At 41.0% G+C, this 20,728-nt stretch carries 17 protein-coding genes; 9 read left to right on the top strand and 8 right to left on the bottom strand.

Annotated features, from left to right (window positions below; all coding sequences use genetic code 11):
• Positions 1-4 precede the first annotated feature (4 nt).
• The 5 genes from NST31_RS15715 to NST31_RS15695 all read right to left on the bottom strand — a co-directional run bounded on the left by NST31_RS15715 (position 5) and on the right by NST31_RS15695 (position 5,307).
• A complete protein-coding gene (locus tag NST31_RS15715; RefSeq protein ID WP_171973863.1) occupies positions 5-175 on the bottom strand; it encodes a hypothetical protein in 171 nt (56 codons plus the stop codon).
• Positions 176-192: 17 nt separating this feature from the next.
• On the bottom strand, positions 193-1,347 hold the full coding sequence (locus NST31_RS15710; RefSeq protein WP_077111082.1) for an iron-containing alcohol dehydrogenase: 1,155 nt from the start codon (positions 1,345-1,347) through the stop codon (positions 193-195).
• A 386-nt stretch (positions 1,348-1,733) separates the two neighbouring features.
• Entirely contained in the window at positions 1,734-2,546 is an 813-nt protein-coding gene (locus NST31_RS15705) for a carbon-nitrogen hydrolase family protein (protein WP_077111080.1), read from the bottom strand.
• A gap of 835 nt (positions 2,547-3,381) precedes the next feature.
• Positions 3,382-4,560 (bottom strand): rod shape-determining protein RodA, encoded by a 1,179-nt coding sequence (gene rodA / locus NST31_RS15700; protein ID WP_339161910.1) that lies wholly within the window; start codon positions 4,558-4,560, stop codon positions 3,382-3,384.
• Between the two features lie 144 nt (positions 4,561-4,704).
• Positions 4,705-5,307 carry a spore coat protein gene (locus NST31_RS15695; RefSeq protein ID WP_077111162.1) on the bottom strand — a complete coding sequence of 201 codons (603 nt, stop codon included), beginning with the start codon at positions 5,305-5,307 and terminating at the stop codon, positions 4,705-4,707.
• 324 nt (positions 5,308-5,631) lie between these two features.
• Between NST31_RS15695 and NST31_RS15690 the strand changes: the two genes are divergently transcribed.
• A complete protein-coding gene (locus NST31_RS15690) occupies positions 5,632-5,781 on the top strand; it encodes a lmo0937 family membrane protein (protein WP_139345603.1) in 150 nt (49 codons plus the stop codon).
• A 328-nt stretch (positions 5,782-6,109) separates the two neighbouring features.
• Here the strand turns inward: NST31_RS15690 and NST31_RS15685 are convergent, their stop codons facing one another.
• Positions 6,110-6,559 carry a GNAT family N-acetyltransferase gene (locus NST31_RS15685; RefSeq protein WP_339161907.1) on the bottom strand — a complete coding sequence of 150 codons (450 nt, stop codon included), beginning with the start codon at positions 6,557-6,559 and terminating at the stop codon, positions 6,110-6,112.
• Positions 6,560-7,228: 669 nt separating this feature from the next.
• On the opposite strand from NST31_RS15685, the gene NST31_RS15680 reads away from it, so the two are divergent.
• The 5 genes from NST31_RS15680 (at position 7,229) to opp4C (ending at position 12,902) form a co-directional block, all read left to right on the top strand.
• On the top strand, positions 7,229-8,227 hold the full coding sequence (locus NST31_RS15680) for an ABC transporter ATP-binding protein (RefSeq protein WP_339161905.1): 999 nt from the start codon (positions 7,229-7,231) through the stop codon (positions 8,225-8,227).
• A complete protein-coding gene (locus NST31_RS15675; RefSeq protein WP_339161903.1) occupies positions 8,208-9,224 on the top strand; it encodes a dipeptide ABC transporter ATP-binding protein in 1,017 nt (338 codons plus the stop codon). The genes NST31_RS15680 and NST31_RS15675 overlap by 20 nt, the downstream gene beginning before the upstream one ends.
• Before the next feature lie 61 nt (positions 9,225-9,285).
• Positions 9,286-10,938, top strand: coding sequence for a peptide-binding protein (locus tag NST31_RS15670; RefSeq protein WP_339161900.1), 1,653 nt, complete (start codon positions 9,286-9,288; stop codon positions 10,936-10,938).
• A 91-nt stretch (positions 10,939-11,029) separates the two neighbouring features.
• A complete protein-coding gene (locus NST31_RS15665; protein WP_339161898.1) occupies positions 11,030-11,980 on the top strand; it encodes an ABC transporter permease in 951 nt (316 codons plus the stop codon).
• 19 nt (positions 11,981-11,999) lie between these two features.
• On the top strand, positions 12,000-12,902 hold the full coding sequence (opp4C, locus tag NST31_RS15660; RefSeq protein WP_339161896.1) for an oligopeptide ABC transporter permease: 903 nt from the start codon (positions 12,000-12,002) through the stop codon (positions 12,900-12,902).
• Between the two features lie 812 nt (positions 12,903-13,714).
• Here opp4C and NST31_RS15655 read toward each other — a convergent pair.
• Both NST31_RS15655 and NST31_RS15650 read right to left on the bottom strand, forming a co-directional pair.
• Complete coding sequence (locus tag NST31_RS15655; RefSeq protein ID WP_339161894.1) at positions 13,715-15,292, bottom strand: hypothetical protein; 1,578 nt, start codon at positions 15,290-15,292, stop codon at positions 13,715-13,717.
• A 202-nt stretch (positions 15,293-15,494) separates the two neighbouring features.
• Entirely contained in the window at positions 15,495-15,836 is a 342-nt protein-coding gene (locus NST31_RS15650) for a DUF3139 domain-containing protein (RefSeq protein ID WP_339161891.1), read from the bottom strand.
• Positions 15,837-16,672: 836 nt separating this feature from the next.
• On the opposite strand from NST31_RS15650, the gene NST31_RS15645 reads away from it, so the two are divergent.
• From NST31_RS15645 to NST31_RS15635, 3 genes are all read left to right on the top strand, one after another.
• Positions 16,673-17,383 carry a GntR family transcriptional regulator gene (locus NST31_RS15645; RefSeq protein WP_339161887.1) on the top strand — a complete coding sequence of 237 codons (711 nt, stop codon included), beginning with the start codon at positions 16,673-16,675 and terminating at the stop codon, positions 17,381-17,383.
• Between the two features lie 53 nt (positions 17,384-17,436).
• Entirely contained in the window at positions 17,437-18,636 is a 1,200-nt protein-coding gene (locus NST31_RS15640) for an amidohydrolase family protein (protein WP_339161884.1), read from the top strand.
• Between the two features lie 98 nt (positions 18,637-18,734).
• Positions 18,735-20,027, top strand: a complete 1,293-nt coding sequence (locus NST31_RS15635; protein WP_339161881.1) for an MFS transporter — start codon at positions 18,735-18,737, stop codon at positions 20,025-20,027.
• Positions 20,028-20,728: the final 701 nt, after the last annotated feature.

The following is a 20,728-nucleotide window of genomic DNA, read 5'->3' as shown; positions in this document are numbered from 1 at the left end:
AAGCTTACTGCCAACCCCAATAAAAGGTTAGAAATGAAGCCATTCCAATCATCACCATCATGATATAATCTAAGGTTTGCAGTTGTTCAATAACACTATCTTTTTTTCCGTTTTCCGTGAGTATTGAAATTCTCCGGTCAAGTTCTTCTCTATATTCAAGGTTTTTCTCATCCATCACAATTTCCTCCTGTTTCACTCATTAAACGCCTCTTTAATGATGTCCAAATATTCCTCTTCACTTATTTCTTTTATATTGCTTTCATCCATAGGCGTTTCTTTCGCGACCTTCGCCAAATATTCAAAGTTTTCCGGCGAAACCTTTTTCAATTCATTGAATTTGGGAAGCTGTAAGCTTTTTCTTATATTCATGATTATGTTGAGCCCTTCAAGAGCCGCCTCTTCTTCAGATGCAAATCGTTTCTCGGCACCTAATAAATAAGCGATTTCTGCATGTCTGGCGGGATCGGCCGAAATATTACGCCGGAATACAAAAGGCAAGAAAATACTGTTTAAAACACCGTGAGGAAGATCATAATAGCCGCCTATCGCTTCGGAAAGACAATGCACACTCCCGACATTAGCGTTGTTAAAAGCAATTCCCGCCATCATGCTGGCACTCAGCATGGCCCGGGAAGCCCGGAGGTTGCTTGAATCGTTAACCAAACTTGTCAAATTCTCTTTGATCATCACGATCGCCTTGCAAGCCAGTGTTTCTGTCATTGGTGACGAAAGACGGGAAGTGTATGCTTCAATCGCGTGTGTTAATGCATCCATGCCGGTACTGGCGACAGTAGAAGAAGGCAATGTTTTGATTACATCCGGATCTAGTAATGCTATTTTTGGAGCAATTTTTGGATCAACGATTCCCATCTTAAAATTTCTGTCCGTATCCGTTATAACCGCAATCCATGTTACTTCACTACCTGTCCCAACCGTCGTAGGGATACAAATTAAAGGAGCAATATCCCTTTCAAGCGTAAAATCGCCCTCCCACTCCCTTACACTGCCCTCATGTGTCAGCAACACGCCCACACCTTTGGCAAAATCCATCACACTTCCTCCGCCGATAGCGATCAGGCCATCAATAGAATTTTCCTTGGCAATGCTGGCTACAGCTTCCACTTCTGTATTCTTAGGATTAGGTTTCACACGGTCAAAAACAACGCAGCTTAAACCTTCCTTCCTCAAATTCTCGAGCATGCCTCCCAACAGACCTGCATTGACAATCGCCTGATCCGTCACAAGAAGCACTTTTTTGACGTCATATTCTTTCAAAAAGCTGCCTGCTTTGTTCGTTGCGCCTTGTTCAGAAATCACTTTTGTACGCAAAATAAATTGATACTCCATTTTATTGCCTCCTTAGCGTTCATTTCCTATATCTCCTAGGTCACTGAAAACTTTCCACAAACTTCTAAAGACCGACGAGAATGATATAGAGCATTCACCAGGTAAGTGCGCGATATCCTTCCCCCTATTCACATCAATAAAAAGCGTCTAGGCCTCAGCATTTGACTTGCCTTACTTCCCATCAGTAAAGCGACATTGTAAAGTTCACGTCTTTTTTAAAAGTTCCTCACTGAAGCAGGCAATTCATCCTTATGGAAAAACAGGAAACAGCTATTCCTGTGCTCGTATGTGATCAGTACAGTTATATGATTTCAATACCCCTGCATGTTCGGGCCGGATTTCGGTTTGGCATCAACCGGAAACATCCCAATATGCCCCACTGATTCTCAGTCCGTTTTGTCTCTCCATAGAATCGTATATAAATCCGTTCGTTCATCCACACGCATAGAGTAAAAGCTTTCTTTCAATTCTTTTCTTTTGCCGATTTCTATAGGAGCCACGACAATACCTTTCTCCTCTTTTGGCCTCCCACTGATCATCCCGCCATCGGGACCATAAATGGCGGACCTTCCGAAAAACTGAATTTCTCCTTTGCCACCAGTGTAATTGCATGTTGCCAAAAATACAGTATTGTCAATTGCCCGGGCAGTCGCCATTCGCTCATATGAATCTTCATAAGGACGTTCCCATGCACTGGGAGCAAGGATTAAATCCACTCCCTGTTTTTCCAACAGACGGGATAACTCCGGGAAAGCCATGTCCCAACAAATAACAAAACCAATCGTTCCAAGCTCGGTCTTTACAGTGACAAGGCGGCCTCCTGGTGTAAACAGATGCTTTTCCAAAGGAGTCAAGTGCATTTTCTGATAAGTAGCCAAAAGCTCGCCGTCGGGTCCAATCAAATTCACTGAATTATAAATCTTGCCATCCTTCTTTTCGATAAAACCATAGCCAATGTATAGCTTATACACTTTTGCCAAATTGGATAGAAAAACGAATGAAGCTCCATCTGCGGCCTCCGCTTTCCATTTCACATGGTCTTCCGAAAAAAGATAGCCCGAGGCTGCCGCTTCAGGAAATAAAATAAGCTTCGTTTCGGGATACTTTTCTACACAATCATGTATATAAAATTCGATTAATCCCAAGTTATTTTCACTATTAAAATCATCTTGTACAACTGCCAGCATCCAATTCGCCATACCACTTATTCACCTTCCATATTCTTGATGGAACTGGAATACGTTGCTTTTGCCAGACCAACGCATAGAATCCAGTCATTTCATTAAACCTGGCAAGTGCCAAGCCTTTCGATCACCTGGCGCTCAAATTTGGAAAGGAACACCAGCACATTACGTTCCTAACGTACCCACAGAAAGCGGACTCAAATACGCCAACACAAATGCCCAAAAAGCATCTTTTATAAGACAGTATTTCAAGCGCTATCATCCGCGATGAAGCATATTTTTGTAACGATATCGAAAACAGTTAAACAATCGCGAAAATCGGTTTAGCCGGGTTACAATCCACGCTCCCATAATCGTCTTAAACTCAGACATTAAAAAAGCGGTTTCAAGGGAAACGCCAAAAGCAGCGATACTTCCAGAGTGTATGTTGACCTATTGTGAAAACCACTGAATACTCTCATCGCAGTAGACATACAAAACGCATTTCATCAATGTCGTGAATTCCGCAAGTCATACTACAACAATGTATGGGTGTGAAAAACACAAACAGAAGTTCTGTTGTTATGTTATTTATTTCCATCCACGCACTCATTTTGCCCTAAATGACTGAAACTGGTTAAATCATCACGGGATCGTTTATCGGACACTGTTGCCTCTCATCATCTATCTCCCTTCTTTGATCATTTCACCTGCAAGCATGTCTTGCCTGTAGTTCTTTTTTATATTTCGCAAAATTCATGCCAACTAACAAACACATGCTAAAACAAAAAAACAAGTCACTTATGCATCTTTGTCGATTTAATCGATGCAAAAGTGACTTGCAATTCATTTTTGAATCAGCTTGCCCATGCTATTCACTTGAAGAGAACATATATTTTTTATAATGATATCGGACGGATAGAACAAGTCCGATCGCCATCATATTCGACAAGAGCGAGCTTCCTCCGTAACTGATGAACGGAAGCGGGATTCCCGTAATCGGCAAAAGCCCGATTGTCATACCGATATTTTGAAAAACATGAAAAGTGATCATCGAGATTACCCCGACGCAAATATAAGAATAAAATGGGTTTTTTGTATCTAGTCCCACTCTTGTAATCTGATAAATCAATAAAAAGAATAAACTAACGAGAATGCTTCCGCCGATAAAACCAAATTCCTCGCCGAGCGTACTGAAAATAAAGTCTGAATGGCTTTCCGGCATGTATACTTCACGGTTCCCAAATCCCTTTCCACTCGTTTGTCCCGAGCCAATGGCAAGCATTGATCTCATGAGCTGGAACCCTGCATCCGATTGATGTGTGTATGGATCAAGCCACGAATAGATCCGCTTAAATTGGTATGGCTTCACACCAAAATATTTTAACAGCTCCGGTTTGTTGATCGCGATATACAGGACCGTGCCGCCCAATAACGAGACTGCAGAAAAAATGGGGACCAAAAGCTTCCAGGTGATGCCTGACACAAACACCATTCCAAGAAAAATGGCCACGAACACAAGAGATGTTCCAAGGTCGGGCTGTTTTAGAATAAACACAACGGGAGCTACCACGATGAGACCTAGCTTGGTCAGAAGCCAAAAATCCGTTTTCGTCGTTTTTCGAATAAATTTCACATGATGATCAGCCGTCACTTTTGCAAGGACAAGAATCGTGAACACTTTCATAAACTCCGACGGTTGAATAGCCCCGGCTTTAGGAATAAAAAACCAGCTTTGCGCACCATTTGTCTTCTTTGTTAACGACCAGGTTTCAGGTGCGAGAAATAAGATGATTAACATCAACAAGCCAATTCCATACAAGTACCAGGACACTTTTCTTAGCTGATCAGAATCAAACTGTATGACGAACACTGCAACAGCCGTTCCGATTCCATACCACACGAGTTGCTGTAAAACAAAGTTTGTTCCACCATATTGTCCCGTCGTTTGGGCGCTGTAAATGACAATTGCACTTGCAATCATCATTAACATGATTGTTAAAACAATTCCGTAATCCAGTTTAGGGATGGGCTTTTTCTCAGAGGTCATCTCGATTACTCCTCTTCCATAAAAATAACGCTCTACCATCTTAACATTATACTGAATTAGGGACGAATTAAAAAGGAACAAATTTTGAAGATGCCGCCTCCGAAACGAAACCGAGACAGGCAAACGTTTGCCTGTCTCCATTTTTCACTGTAAAAACTGCTGAGGAGGCTCTTGATCTCCCATGTAAGTCGCCGGCTGTGGAACAACTTCGTACATACTGCCCACCATTTGAATATCTGGCTGGGGTGCGGGGGAAAGCGGGTAATATCCCCTTTCTGTCATATATTGCCATACCTCATAGGAATGCCTGCTGCTGTTCAAGAAAGCATTTTCCAAAAATGTCCGCAGGTGCGGGTTGGCACACTCCAAAACGGCTGCCGCATAATTTTTAGCCGCCGCCTTTTGGTTCAATAAGTAGGCAAGGGCAATCTCCCTGTCTGTATGTGTCTGAGCATTTGTTCTTGGTGCTCCGGCAGGCACAGGCTGTACAGGCGGAGTCGTGTAATTATCCAGTTTCGTCATTAAATCATCCGGCATAAACTTGGAAATATCAGGAGTGGTATTGCTTTGGACAAACTCCACTTTCAAGTTATAGTCGGCAATATGCTTCGGGTAATGCCTTTGAAGCATCGACTTCAAATCAGGATCTTGCGCCTGGTTGATAAAAGCTCCCATGCAAGTGACCGTGTTGTAACAGCTTGCAATGAGTTCACTGAGATCCCGTAGTTCATGTCCTGCTAATTGCATCATTTTTCACCTCCATCTTCGATTATTGTTGATCTCTTTCTCTTTTTTATGCGAAAAAATAAGCATGAAAAAATGCTGAAAGCACCTGTTCCACCGATCTTGCGCTTAACACAGCCTGCGATTGATTTTTCCAAAAATTTCTTGTCCGATTTATAAAATCAATTATCCATCCATAAAATACACGTAAGAGTATTCCGCCCATCCGCCTGTATCTGTTCTTTACCTGAACCGCGTTCGAACGATTGGGGGAGAAACTCTGTTGAAAATAGTTGTTTCATTTGCTTGTTTTTGGGTAATTTATGACAAAGAAAGGAAGTGAAAAATATGCTTTGGACCATTATTGGGATATTAATTGTTCTGTGGATCCTCGGACTTGTTGTCAAAGTAGGCGGTGCCCTTATCCATATTCTTCTCGTTGCAGCGATCATTATCTTCATTATTAACTTGATTACAGGAAGACGCGGCACCGATTGATCCAGCACGTTTCTTGAGTGGCTCCGTTTTCCCGTTCATTTGCCTGCTCACGTATGAAACCCCCGATTCAATCAGCTCGTTTTCAATTTCCTGCGATGTTCATGGAACTTGACTGGATACATTTAACCAAGTCGATGCTGACCGGCTCATCGCAGGAACTGTCTGAATCTTATTTAGTAAATGTCGTACGTCACAGGAGCATTTATTGTGCCCAGTTTTTCCTCTTAATCAAAGCCCTTCTGGTCCGATGGCGACAGCGGTCCAAAAACCGTCCTGCCCGTCTGAGTATACATTTCGAGAAACACCATTTAGACTATCGCGCGGGCCTTTAATCATCGAATTGCAAGATCATATCTACGTGCGGTATCCCTTCATCCATGTAGACTTCCGAAACAGGTTGAAAACCAAATGAGCCATAAAAGGATAATAAATACTCTTGGGCTTGAACTTTTACGCAGTCTACCTTTGTCTGCTCTCGAATAAACCGCAGAGCCCTTTTCATTAACTCTTTCGCCAACCCCTTTCTTCTATACTCTTTTCGAATGAGCACCCTTCCTATCGACAGTTCCGGATAAGCACTTCCCGGAGGCAAAATCCGTGCATACCCGGCCAATTTTTCAGCATCGACAGCATACAGATGAAAAGCGACCCGGTCATGACCATCAAGTTCACGGTAAGCACATTCCTGCTCTACAACAAAAACATCTACCCTTGCCTGCAGTATTGAATACAGTTCATCCACTGTCAATTCATCGAACGTTTTCAATTTCCATTCCATTTTCCTCTACCCCTTACCAACTTTTTTAAAATTTTCATTATAACACATGACTTAAGTTTCAAAAAATGATCAAAAACCGGCTTGATCATTCAGCAATGTCGATACTTATTTAAAAAACAGGGCAGATGAATCAGCCGACGTACAGACTTTTTAATGACGCCTAATCTCGGGCAAATACGAAGGAAAAACTCATTTGTAACTCCAGGCAACGTGATGGTACAAGTAAACACGTAAGAAAACGGTTACTATTACTTTTAACGACATAATTTGACAATTTTCGTCAAAAACTGATTGTACTGGGATACATTTTGTACTAGTATGGTCTTATAAACCGTAGCTGAATGGCAAGCTATTAGATGCAGGTCTTTTGATCTATTAAACCAGACAATTCCACCGTTCATGAACAGTCGGATCACGAAAAGCTGAAAACATAAACAATTAGAGGGAAAACCTGTTCCTATTTATTCAATCATGCATGCTTCCCGGTCCTATGAATAGCCCTTTACACTCATGAATAAAATACTGAATTATGATATATTCGGAAATGAATTATTGAGACAGTTACTTGTTATTTTTGTTCAAAATTTTCCTATAATGACACAATCGAGTTCCCTTTATCATTACCTTAAACAAGCATCATGATAAGCCTGAACAAGGATGGTGGTAGGATTGACCGCATTGCTCGAAGTAAAAAATTTAAAGACGTATTTCTTTGTTGATAAAAAGTGCATTCGAGCAGTTGACGGAGTCGACTTATTCATTAAAAAGGGAGAGACGGTTGCCCTGGTCGGAGAATCGGGATCAGGAAAGAGCATCACAGCCTTATCCATTATGAAACTCATTCCAAATCCGCCGGGCAAGATAGTGGAGGGCCAAATGATATTTAATGACGTTGATTTGCTCCCCCTACCGGAAAAGGAGATGTATCACATAAGAGGAAACGAGATTTCAATGATTTTTCAGGAACCGATGACCTCTTTAAATCCTGTTTTAACAATAGGAGAGCAAATAATCGATGTCTTAATGTATCATAAAAAACTATCGAAAAAAGAAGCTTCCCGCAAAGCCGTTGAACTTCTAAAAATGGTTGGATTCCCGCGGGCGAGGGAAATGGTAGATGAATATCCCCACAGCCTATCAGGGGGAATGAGACAACGGGTTATGATCGCCATGGCAATGAGTTGCGACCCAAAGCTTCTGATAGCAGACGAACCCACCGCTACATTGGATGTAACGATACAAGCGCAAATTTTAGATATGATGAAGGACCTAAATAAAAAATGTCAAACAGCGATTCTCCTCATTACCCATGATTTTGGGGTTGTTTCCGAAGCAGCAGACAAAGTGCTGATCATGTATTGTGGACAAATTGTTGAAGAATCTCCAGTAGATAGTCTGTTTCATGAACCGCTTCATCCATACACAATTGGACTGCTTAATTCGATTCCTGTCATGGATGATGACAACGGGAAACTGATTCCGATTCCGGGTAACGTTCCTTTACCAGAACACCTTCCAAAAGGCTGCCGTTTTGCCGGGCGTTGCCCTCACGCATTTGACCGTTGCCTTACAGAGTCCCCCGATTTGAAAAAAATTGGCACCGCCCGATCTGTGCGCTGTTTTTTATATGATGTCAAGGGGGAAAGAAATGTCGAAAATACCGGTTAATAAGTCAAACGAGTATATGTTGAAAGCCGTAAATCTTAAGAAATATTTCCCTGTCAAAGCTGGTATTTTCCGAAGGACTGTAGGGCGAATAAAAGCTGTGGACGGTATCAATCTGTATGTCAAAAAAGGAGAAACACTCGGTATTGTCGGAGAGTCGGGTTCTGGCAAGTCAACAGCCGGCAGGATATTTGTTCGCTTATACGAACCTACGGAAGGAAAGATTTTTTTTAAGGGACAAGATATATCGCATTTGCCGGAACGGGAACTGTTCCGCTCCGTCAGAAAAAACATCCAAATGATTTTTCAGGACCCATACGCTTCTTTGAATCCAAGAAAAACACTAAAATCGATTTTAAACGAACCTTTTGCAACCCATGGCCTATACGACCGCAACACGCGCACACAAAAAATGGCGGAACTACTCTTGAAAGTAGGCCTAAGCCCGGCGTACATGAATCGATATCCACATGAACTTTCTGGAGGCCAACGCCAACGGGTAGCCATCGCCAGGGCATTGGCTCTTCATCCCGAACTGATTATTGCGGATGAAGCCGTGTCGGCACTTGACGTTTCCATCCAGGCACAAATTCTTAATTTAATGACAGAATTGCAAGCGGAGTTTGGTCTTACATATATTTTCATTTCACATGATTTAAGCATCGTACGTTACATCAGCAACCGTGTCGCTGTGATGTATCTTGGAAGAATAATGGAATTTGCCCATAAAAAATCCTTGTATGAAAACCCGCTTCACCCATATACAAAAGCTTTGCTGTCAACAGTACCGGTTCTACGAAAAAAAGGGGCAAAACCCCGTGAAAGAATTGTATTAAGAGGAGACTTGCCCAGTCCGGCAAATCCCCCGGCGGGATGCGTATTTCATACCCGCTGTCCGGCAGCAATGGATATTTGCCAGCATACGGAGCCTCACTTTTATGAGATAAGGAAAGAGCATTTTGTCACATGTCATTTATATAAAAACTGCAAAATGACTTGAAAATGATACAAACCATCAAACACATGGGGGTTTTTTATACAGACAGTTAGGAGGATTTTTCATGAAAAAACCTGCATGGTTATTGTTAGGCATCATGCTTTTTCTATCGCTGTTTCTTAGTGGATGCATGGAAAAAAAAACGACAACCGACGATCGCGCGCCTCAGGGGGACGAAGCACTAACAGAACAGAAAAAGCCTGAGGATGGCGGAGACTTGATTATTGGATCAATTGGTTCACCTATCCTTTTTAATCCGCTCTATTCTTCTGATGGCGTTAGTACAGATATTCAAGACTTCCTTTTTGAAGGTCTTGTTGGTTCAAACAAGAAAGACTTCGGCCCTAACACCGAAAAGCTGGCAGCCAGTGTTGAAGAATCCGAAGATGGACTGACTTACACAGTTAAATTAAAAGATGGCATCAAGTTTCATGACGGCGAGCCTCTTACTGCAGATGATGTTGTCTTTACCTACCGCATTCCCCTGAGCGATGATTACGACGGGCCCAGAAAATCCTACTTTGAAGCATTGGAAAGTGTAAAGAAAATTGACGACAGAACGATCAAATTCCACTTGAACAAAGTGGATGCCCAGTTTCATTCGATTGGCTTGAGTTTTGGGATCTTGCCGGAACACATTTTAAAAGATGTTCCCATTCGCGAACTGGCTGAACACGAATTCAACACAAAAAAACCGATCGGTTCAGGGCCTTTTAAATTTGTTGAATGGAAAGATGGGGAGTTTGTAAAAGTCGAAGCTTTTGAAGATTATTATCAAGGCAGGCCTCATTTGGACACGATTACGATGAAATTTGCAACTGACACCAATGCCTTGCTCACCCAGTTACAAAACCGCGACATTGATTTTTATGCCGGCATCCCGGCTTCGGATATTGAAACAGTAAAGTCATTCCAAGATAAGATCGGAATTAAACTGAAAGAAGGATTGGCCCCTTCCTACACCTTTTTTGCCGGGAATATGAGAAATGAATTATTCAAAGACAAAGAGGTGCGCCAGGCAATCAACCACGCAATTGACCGGGAAGCGATTGTAAATGAAATTTTGGAAGGTCACGGCGAAGTCGCCCATGTTCCAGAAAGTCCTTTAAGCTGGGCTTATCATGATGATGTGCCAAAGTTTACGTACGACCCCAGCAAAGCAAAGCGCATCCTTGCCGATGCGGGTTGGAAGCCGGGAAAAGACGGCATTCTTAAAAAGGGCGGTAAAAGATTTTCCTTTGAACTAAAAACAAACCTTGGCAGCCAAGTAAGAGAAGATGTTGTTGTTCTTTTACATGAACAATTGAAAAAAGTAGGGATCGAAGTAAAGCCCGTTTTTGTAGAGTACAGTTCTTTTACCAACGACGTTAAACCAGGTGTTTGGAATTTTGATGCGGTCATTTTCGCCTGGTTACTTGGGACAGACCCGGACCCAAGCATTTTCTTTCATTCAAAGGAAATTGAAAAAGGACTCAACTTTATTGGCTATTCCAATCCGGGACTTGATAAATTGCTGGAACAACAGTTGAAAGAAAGAGATCGCGAAAAGCGCAAAAAATTGCTTGGAAACATTCAAGTAAAACTTGCTGAAGATTTGCCTTATACGTTGCTTTTCTATCCAACAGAATATCGGGCAATGCCTGCAGAACTTGAAGGGTATGAGTTCCATCCCCTACACAAGATATATAAACCCCATAAATGGTGGCTGAGCAAATAAGTTTATAGAAAAGGGATGGGGGCCACTCTATTTTCATCCAACCTATGATAGAGCGGGTCGGGCATTCTGATTCAGCGGAAGGAGCATACGAATGATTTCTTTCATTATTCGCCGGATTTTGATGGCCATCCCGCTGCTGATCGGCATCACAATGATTTCATTCGCCATTATGAAAGCAGCTCCGGGCGGCCCCGCAAGTCTGTATATGGATCCGAGGATCAAACATGAGGATATCGTAAAGCTTGAAGAAGCATACGGGTTGAACGAACCAATCCACGTCCAATATGGAAAATGGCTGGGAAACATCCTGAAAGGCGATTTTGGAACTTCTTTGATCAGAAGAGGTGTCCCGGTTAGTGAAATGATCATGAATCGCTTGCCCAATACCCTTTTACTAATGGGCGTATCCTTACTTATCACTTTCCTCCTTGCGATGCCGCTTGGCATATTATCGGCCATAAGGCCCTATACGAAACTCGATTATACAGTGACAGCCGGCTCATTTTTGGGAATGGCTACCCCCAATTTTTGGCTGGGCCTGATGATGATTATTTTGTTCGGAGTACAGCTTGGGTGGTTTCCGACCGGTGGCACAGCAACATTGAATGCTCCTTTCAGCATATGGGACAGGCTCCACCATCTGATCATGCCGGCATTAGTACTTGCTGTTGCCGATATGGCGGCTCTGACGAGATACACTCGTGCCAGCATGTTGGAGGTGTTACAACAAGATTATATCAGAACCGCCAGATCAAAAGGATTTGATGAGAGGACAGTCGTGTTAAAGCACGGATTAAGAAATGGAATGATTCCCATTATTACCCTCTTCGGCCTGATGCTTCCATCACTTATTGGGGGAGCAGCCATTACAGAAGCGGTTTTCAGCTGGCCGGGTATTGGCAGACTCTTTATTGAATCCGCATTTAGCCGTGACTATCCAGTTCTCATGGCTCTTACATTTCTCTCATCCATTTTTGTCGTTTTCGGAAATTTATTGGCGGATATACTATATGCTGTCATTGATCCGAGGATCGAGTATTAAAGGAGAAAGGGGGATTAGGATGGCACATCCTGACTGTGAATCAATGATAAACGATATTCAATCAATACAAGAGAAGCCTGAAACGCTTATGAAGCTATATTTTCATAAATTCAAGAAAAATAAACTAGCTGTTTTTGGTGCTATTGTATTACTGATCATTATCTTCTTAACAATACTCGCCCCGTGGATATCCCCCTATCACCCGGCTGAAACAGATGTAGCGAATAAACTCGCGGCGCCCAGTGCCGCACACTGGCTTGGCACAGACAGGTTTGGGCGTGACATTTTAGCGCGTTTACTATATGGAGGCCGAATTTCCTTGCTTATAGCGTTCAGCTCAGTTGCAGGCACCCTTGTCATCGGCACGACAATTGGAGCGCTTGCAGGTTATTATGGCGGATTCCTCGACGCTGTTTTAATGAGATTAGTAGATATTGTGCTCTCCATTCCTTCTATTTTTCTTTTAATCACAATTGTCACGATTTTTGAGCCCGGCATGAACAAACTTATTTTCATCTTAGCCCTGATATCATGGACAAGCACTGCAAGAATTGTCCGGGGGGAATTTTTAGCGTTGCGGACAAAAGAGTTTGTACTAGCGTCAAGAACGATCGGGACAAGGTCGTATAAAATAATTTTCAGCCATATGTTGCCAAATGCCATGAGCCCGATTATCGTAACGGCTACTTTACTGATTGGCACGGTCATTTTGACTGAGGCCGCCTTAAGCTATTTTGGACTGGGTGTCCAGCCGCCAACACCAAGTTGGGGGAATATGCTGCAGGATGCCCAAAATGTCACCGTCCTTATGAAAGCTCCCTGGTATCCCGCTTTTCCCGGGTTCATGATATTCATTACAGTCTTATGCTTTAACTTCGTGGGAGACGGACTTCGGGATGCACTCGATCCAAAAGAACGCTAATGAGACAAGAGCGAATATACTTATTGAGCTTACCTTCCCCGTTTCACCAAAAGCGCGTAAAGCGTATATATTTGCACAAGTATTTTTATCATTACCCCGCGATTGTGTCATTGGAATCACAAAGGTGACCAGTTGTCACCTTTGACACAAATACCTAAACTTGAAATCATGTTTTTTCATTCATCTAAGATTTATGAATCATCATCCATATACTTACCTTTATTATTAATGCTGAGATCAACACCTTGTTCATCAAATCTCATTATAAAAAACACCATGCTTCTCACTACGCCGAGGATAATACTCATAATGGATATGGCTTATAAACTTTCATCATAAGATTGATAATCGTTGTAAAGAAGTAATGAAAACAAAGCGTTTGATATTTATACAAATTTAGAGCTCAATGAGGGGGCACTGAAGCTATCTGCGATAACTGAATTCTTTATTATGTCAGGTCTCTTTATGGCCAACAAAGGTAGCAATCTGTCCCTCGAAATACTCCCACAAGGTTTACACGATTAAGAGAAAGAGCATCTAAAAAAGCCGAAATATCTTCAGTTATTATATTGCGGGAAATATTTTCCATAACCACCATGTCCGCGATAGTCAATCAGTATCATTTTAAAGAAAGGTACGGCAACGCTAGTGAAATAAAAGCTTCAGCAACAGCAATCACTACTAACACAACAATAAATATGCCAATTATTAGAATTTTCTTCTTAACTCTTTTTCAGATTAGATCAAAAAATTTCTGCGTCAACATGCGAGTCCTACCGTCCTGATCATGGACGAGATTGGATATGCTCCCTTTAATTAGACAAGTACACGGAATCGATAATTGTCCGTTTGAATGGCGATCCCGAATTCGTCTCTCCAGTAATATCAACCGTGATATTATAGTTGCGATTCTTTTGCAAATGAGAGAGATCTTTTGATAAATTTAAAGTTCCCTTCGTTTTCCATGTCCATACGTTGGTCCTGTTTTTCGAATCAATTACTGTATATACCGCTTCCAAACTAGTTTCTTTTACAGCAGATTTATCCACTTTTAATTGATATTCTTTAACGACATTTTTGTCATGGTTGACATGTGAAATAATGTTCTTGGTCTTTGCTTTGTTAAACTGAGCATGAAGCAAATAAGCATTTTCTTGTGAGCTCTTCATTTGAATCGACCATTCTCCTGGTAAAGGGTTCTCCACTTCAACAGAGTAGGCTTTTGCACCATCAAAAATACCTGTGTCTTCCATGGTCACATTTTGTGTGACAGCATGAACATTTCCCTTGGGATCAACAAGGTGCACTTCAGCTAGTTGATGTCCAGTGTATAGTTGTAATGTTGCCTTATCTACATGCGTCTCAATTGGAAAAACCTGTTTGGTCTTCTTATTCTTAGTTATTTTATTACCGTGTATAAATCGGTCACCGTTAGGAACTGTCAGGTACATTAAGCTTGATTTTTGTTTATTATTTTTCTTCCCAGGGGCTGAAAGATAATGTTCAATGACGGGGAAAATAATGCTGCTACGGATGGAGATGTGATTCCAATTACCAATTTCTATTTCTTGTCCTTTTGGCAAACGTGAGCTCGCTACTGTAACTACCCCATCATTTTCGCCAAATTCAGATAAGTATACACCACCAAACCACGTCGGAGAAAATATTTTTCCCCAATCTCTTCCGCCAACAGTATAAAAATCATTTACATACGCATACGGTTTGTCATCTGTCATTGAGCGGAAATATTCCATATAACCTGTTTCTACTGCTGCCATTCCTTCGCCTCGTACACCTAATAAATCTGCTAACCACCCAGCCCACTTACTATTTGCCAAATCCGCCAATTCAGACCCATGATGGGGGCTGGACAATGTAATCACATTGTGCACATATGGCCATGCACCATAATACGTCACCGCTGCTTGTGTATCAACTCCTCCTTTACTATAAGCGATAATGGTAATCGGCTTACCATTAAAATACTCCGATATTTCTTTTATTTTTTCAGCAAGTAACTTTCCATTCTTCCACATATCTGCTGAGGTTCCACCTGCATCATACAATTGGATGAAGGCCGTTTCATAACCTGCCTGATATGCCGCTTGATACAAACCATTTTTCTCTAGAAAAATTTGAGCAACGTTGTTTAAACCAGGAACAAACAACAAAACCGGAGCATCTGGTTGTGGATTAGGCGGCGTGTCTCCCAAAAACCATTCCCCTGGTGTTTCATTATTTCTATTGCCGATCTTCCCCATTTTCGAAAAATCATTTTCTTTGCTGCCCCATTTTTGTTCTTGCAAACCTTCTGATTGGGCAAATGCGTGGATTGGAGTGGATAGGACAAACAACCCCAACAAGAACATGACGAGCAAGCGGCTTCTCATTTAATTCTCCTCCATTTAATTGATCATTTATTGATCATTATGAAAGCGGGTGGTTGTTCAATTCTAAAATGAATGATGTTTTTAAATAAACTGAATAATCAGCGTGGAAATATTGGAATATTTAGCCTTTACTCTTGGAAAGCTTGACATGAAGGGGAAAGTCGCTACATACAGTGTCGTGTCTACGATCGTATGCAACAATTCACGAATCATCATAATCCATATACTTACCTTTATTACTAATTCTAAGACTAACATTTTGTTCATCAAATCCCATTATAAAAACACCATGCTTCTCACTACGTCGAGGATAATACTCATACCTGTAGTCCGGCTCATCTTTATAAATCACTTTTATGTAAAACCCCCCTTGCTTCCAATCATACTTGATTTCTTTGGTTTTGATATTTTCGTCATACTTTTTTTCTTGTAAGTATTTCATCACGATTTTATTCGTTTGGTGCCGTTCGTACCATTTAACAGCAAAAACACTCCCCAAAATAAACGTAATCAAACAAAAAATGACAATTACGTACTTTTTCATTATGACGACCTCCCCGTATATTGTGATTACCTGGTTTTTTTACAAGTGCAATTTCAAAGTATTCTGTTTCAATATAGAAGTTTTCGTTTCTCTTCTTAAAGCTTTGTCTTCAGTAGAAAGACTAGCACCTCTAGAATTATTTGAATGGACTGGATGACGCAGTCGCTATCTATCGAACGCCGTTGGCTCTCTATAAATAAGAGGATTCCTCCATTTCGGAAAATTAGACAGTGTTCTATTAACATCACTTTTATTGCGCTTTTTAGTATTGCCGTCACGGTTCAAGCACATAGCCTTTGAAAGGCTTCCTACAATAGTATTTTCAAAGCTGAAACTATTAAAATAGCCAATTTCGTTGCTTTCTGACTCATCTCTTTAAATAAAATGGAGGTTTTAACAATCAATATCACACATTCATATGTTTTTCAATGGAGATCAAGCCAAGAAGGACCTTCTGGTGAAAACCTTCTAGTCTTTGTCAAAGTCACCTTGTTTTGTTTGCCACAATATCTGAGCACCGGAAACGGGTTTTCTTTCACAACTTCCTCCTAACCTTTGGTATTTCCTCCTTAATGTTGTCATCTCCCTAGGTCTCCTATTACTATTAAAGGATTCTTGAGCTTGATTTCCTCCCACAAACACGTAACCCTTAACACTAAATCCAAAATTTCCCATAAAAAACTTCTTTACTTTGCTTCTCCAACTTATTATAATAACTTTAACTTGTTATAATAAGTTGCAATAACTTTATGTAAACAGCAAATGAGAGAAGAAGCAGCACGCATTATGTTACCGTTTTCTTCTATACTACTGATGACAAGAAAGGAGGAAGAAACTTGCGAATAAAAAAAGCGCTTCATCAACAAATTTACGATGATTTGGTGAGTAAGATTTTAAGTGGAACTTATAAAGTTGGTGAACAATTGCCTTCTGAATCTGAATTGGACAAACTGTACAATGCGAGTCGTTCTCCTGTCCGGCAAGCGTTGGCGAAGTTAGAAAGCGATGGGTATATTTATCGTTTTCAAGGAAAAGGATCTTTTGTCGCTAGTCGTACAGTCTCTGAAGCTTGGACTAGAATGACCGGATTTAAACTAAACTATCTAGAACAAGAAGGACATTTATCAGCGAAAGTTCTTTCCATCGATCAAGTGACGAATGCAGAAATCGCCCAACTTTATCACGTAGAAGCGTCACGGCTTCTTACACAGGTCAACAGGGTGATCTACATCGATCAGAAGCCGATTATTTATATTCATCACTACCCTGATCCGAATATCCCGATCAAAGTGTTTGAAGAAAACGATGATTTTGTCGTCCTCGGGGAAATGTTAAAAGAGAAAATGGATATTGAAATTAAAGAAGTGGAAGAAGAAGTAGAACCTTTTATAACGGATGAAGAAGTTGGCAAACACTTGGATATAAAAATAGGTGAGCCCATATTAAAAATCACTCGTATTTCATCGGATACCGATTCCAACCCAATTGATATAAACACTCACTATGTCAACACAAACATTTGGAAATATAAAGTAAATTTCAGATAGCAAACTAGTACTCTATGTTTTGCTCGGGCCGTAATGACTAAAGGAGGATCTTTGTGAAAACGATTTTAAAAAATTGTCATGTCATTGATGGGAAAACGAATGATGTGACACCTCATATGAACATTGTCATCGAGGGGGATATGATTATACAAATGAGCAACGAACCTCCTTCCATCGGGCTGGAAGATCACGTGATAGACTGTTCAAATCAATACGTTATCCCCGGACTTATTGATGCCCATGTCCATTTAATGTGGGATGGGAGTGCAGACGATGAATTTGTCATGCACCATAAAGATGATAGTTTTATTGCGTTAAAATCATATCGTAACGCGTTGAGAACGTTGTCATTAGGCATCACATCCGTTCGGGATGTCGGTTCGATACATCGTACGATCATTGAACTGCGCAACGCCATTGAATCCGGATTGTTGATGGGTCCAACCGTTATTACTTGTGGAGAAGCCATCTCAATGACTGGCGGGCATGTATACCATATTTGCCGGGAAATCGATGGAGCAGATGAAGCTAGAAAAGCAACGAGACAACTGTTTAAAGAAGGGGCCGATTTTATCAAAGTAATGGCTACCGGTGGAATGACGACCTACGGAGAAGAGCCCGGTTCCTCGCAGTTAACGAAAGAAGAATTACAAGCTGTTGTCGAAGAGGCACATAAGCGCAATAAAAAAGTGGCGGCCCATACTGGCGGATTGGAAGGAATTCTTACTTGTTTAGAAGCGGGAATTGACACGATTGAACATGGTATATATGCCAATGAAGAAGCATTGCAACAGATGAAGGAACAGGGAACTTATTTGATTCCCACACTCGAAGTTTACAAACGACTGGCGTTTGATGAACGTGTGCCGGCGTGGGTTCGTATGAAATCGGAAAAAGTGTTAGAACCCCATCGCCAAATGCTTGAAAGAGCAATTGAAATCGGTGTCAATATCGTTACTGGAACAGATGCCGGTTCATCTGTCACGGGTGCAGACGCCTATTTCGATGAACTATTGTTTATGCATGATGTCGGCATGACACCTATGCAAGTCATCCACGCATCGACCCGGGTAGCTGCGGAATGTTTGGATTTACCTGATAGAGGTGTGCTTGCCGAAGGAAAAAAAGCTGACTTACTCATATTACCTAACAACCCATTAGAAAACTTACACCTCTTAAAATCGGATAAAATGGTCATGAAAAATGGCAAATTAGTCGACAATTATCCATATCGACGCCATGTATCATCATAAATACTGCAATGATAGCGGATCCATATACATTTTTACGTCAAACATAAAAGCAAAACGATCCGCGACAGCTCATATTTCTACAAGAAAGGGGTTTTTTGATGGCCTCAACAGCAGTAAATAACAATAGAAACATCCGTAAATCCGTTTTTGCAGGAAGTATCGGAAATGTCGTCGAGTGGTTTGATTACAGTATTTATGCTTATTTTGCAACATATATCGCAGCCAATGTGTTTATGACAGATGACTCTTTATCAAGTCTTCTGCAAACATTCGCTACCTTCGCAGTTGGATTTTTGATGCGGCCGATCGGAGCACTCGTTATCGGTCGCTATGGAGATAAAGTGGGGCGAAGAAAAGCCTTATCGTTAACAATCATCATCATGTCGCTCGGAACTTTTTTAATGGGGATCATACCGAGCCATGAAATAATCGGGATTTGGGCACCGATTTTACTTGTGATCGCCCGATTATCACAAGGGTTTTCAGCAGGCGGAGAATATGGAGCGGCCGCATCCTATATCGTTGAATCAGCAAATAAACATTTACGGGGCTTTTGGGGCAGCTTTCAAGAAGTCAGTGTCACGGTTGGCACACTAAGTGGCGCAATGTTCTTCGTACTCTTAACGACATTCATGCCCGTACCTATGTTAGAAGAATGGGGATGGAGAATTCCATTTTTCGTTTCAGGTATTCTTGGTGTGGCAGGGTTATATATTCGCAAAAAAGCAAATGAATCTCCTGAGTTCGAGGATGCCAAGAAAAGTGAAGATACATGTAATGGGAATGTTTTTTCATTATTTTCAAAATACAGAAAACAAATGTTAACCGGAATTGGCTTTACCATTTTTTGGACAGTTTCTTATTATGGATTATTAACCTTTATTCCGACTTATTTAACTGGTGTACTTGGACTTCCAGATAAAGTATCTTTAATTGCAAAAATTATCGCACCAATGATCATTTTAATTTTTGTTCCGATTTTTGGATTTGTTTCTGATCGAGTTGGGCGGAAACCATTATTGCTCGCTTCCTCTATTTCGTTAGGCATTTTAATATATCCGCTGTTTCTCATGATCGCAACAGGTAAATCAGTCTTGATTGTTATCGCCATGATTATTTATGCATTGTTGATCGCGCTTTATTCTGGACCGGGTGTTGCAACCGTAGTAGAAATTTTCCCAGTAAAAGTGCGCCATAGCACTCTTTCCTTTAGTTACAATGTCGCAGTGGCTTGTTTTGGCGGAACAGCACCGTTTATATCCACCTATTTAATCCAAGTAACAAACATGCAAATCGCGCCGGCATTTTATGTTATCTTTAGTACCATTATTACGACAATCGTTCTCTTCAATATGAAAATTGGAGAACCTGCTGGTGACGAACAACAGTAACTTGTCACATCACTTTTTTTAAAAAATGGAGTCCTTGACACAAACATGTTATAAGTTATTGACTATTTTTTCACTTTTGACTTATAAGAGGAATTGATGTTTTTCCTCGTATAGATTAACTCGTTTTAAATGATAATTCCTCATTAAGTTATCAATCAGATAGAGGTTGTCGTTTCTCTCCTTTGAAGCTTTGTCTTCTTTAGAAAAACCGGCACCTCTTTTTCTTTATGCACCTATTCGGCTAAGCCGGATCACACATCGTTGTCGTAAATCGGACGATGTTGAATATCTTCCTTCCATGCGAGGGAAAAACAAGCCTGGAGCATACCTCAAAAGATCGACACTAATGGGCGACACACAATGCACTGTATTAACGGTGGAATATACGTAGACTCCCGCAAGAGAAAAGAGGGCATCAATGATCCTGCAAAAGCGCACAAGCACGGGGAGGCTTACCAGCCGCCCGCGGATTCTAGATCGAGTTATACTATCAACTTTATTAGTGCAAGCGTAGTCGTGCTTCGTCCTATTTTTTATAAGATGATAGAATATCCGGATATGTAAGCTTTTATAGGGACTTTATACGTATCGGATAATTATATTGGGTATTTTTATACAAGTTGTATATATCGAAGGAAGATAAAGATGGGATAAGATACATTTACTATCTTGTGATTCGATTTTTTCATAGAAGAAAAAGA

Origin of the sequence: Siminovitchia sp. FSL W7-1587, from assembly GCF_037963795.1 — a bacterium.
GTDB lineage: Bacteria > Bacillota > Bacilli > Bacillales > Bacillaceae_C > Siminovitchia > Siminovitchia thermophila.
The sequence above is the reverse complement of the archived record's forward strand: the minus strand, read 5'-3'. Positions and strand labels throughout refer to the sequence as shown.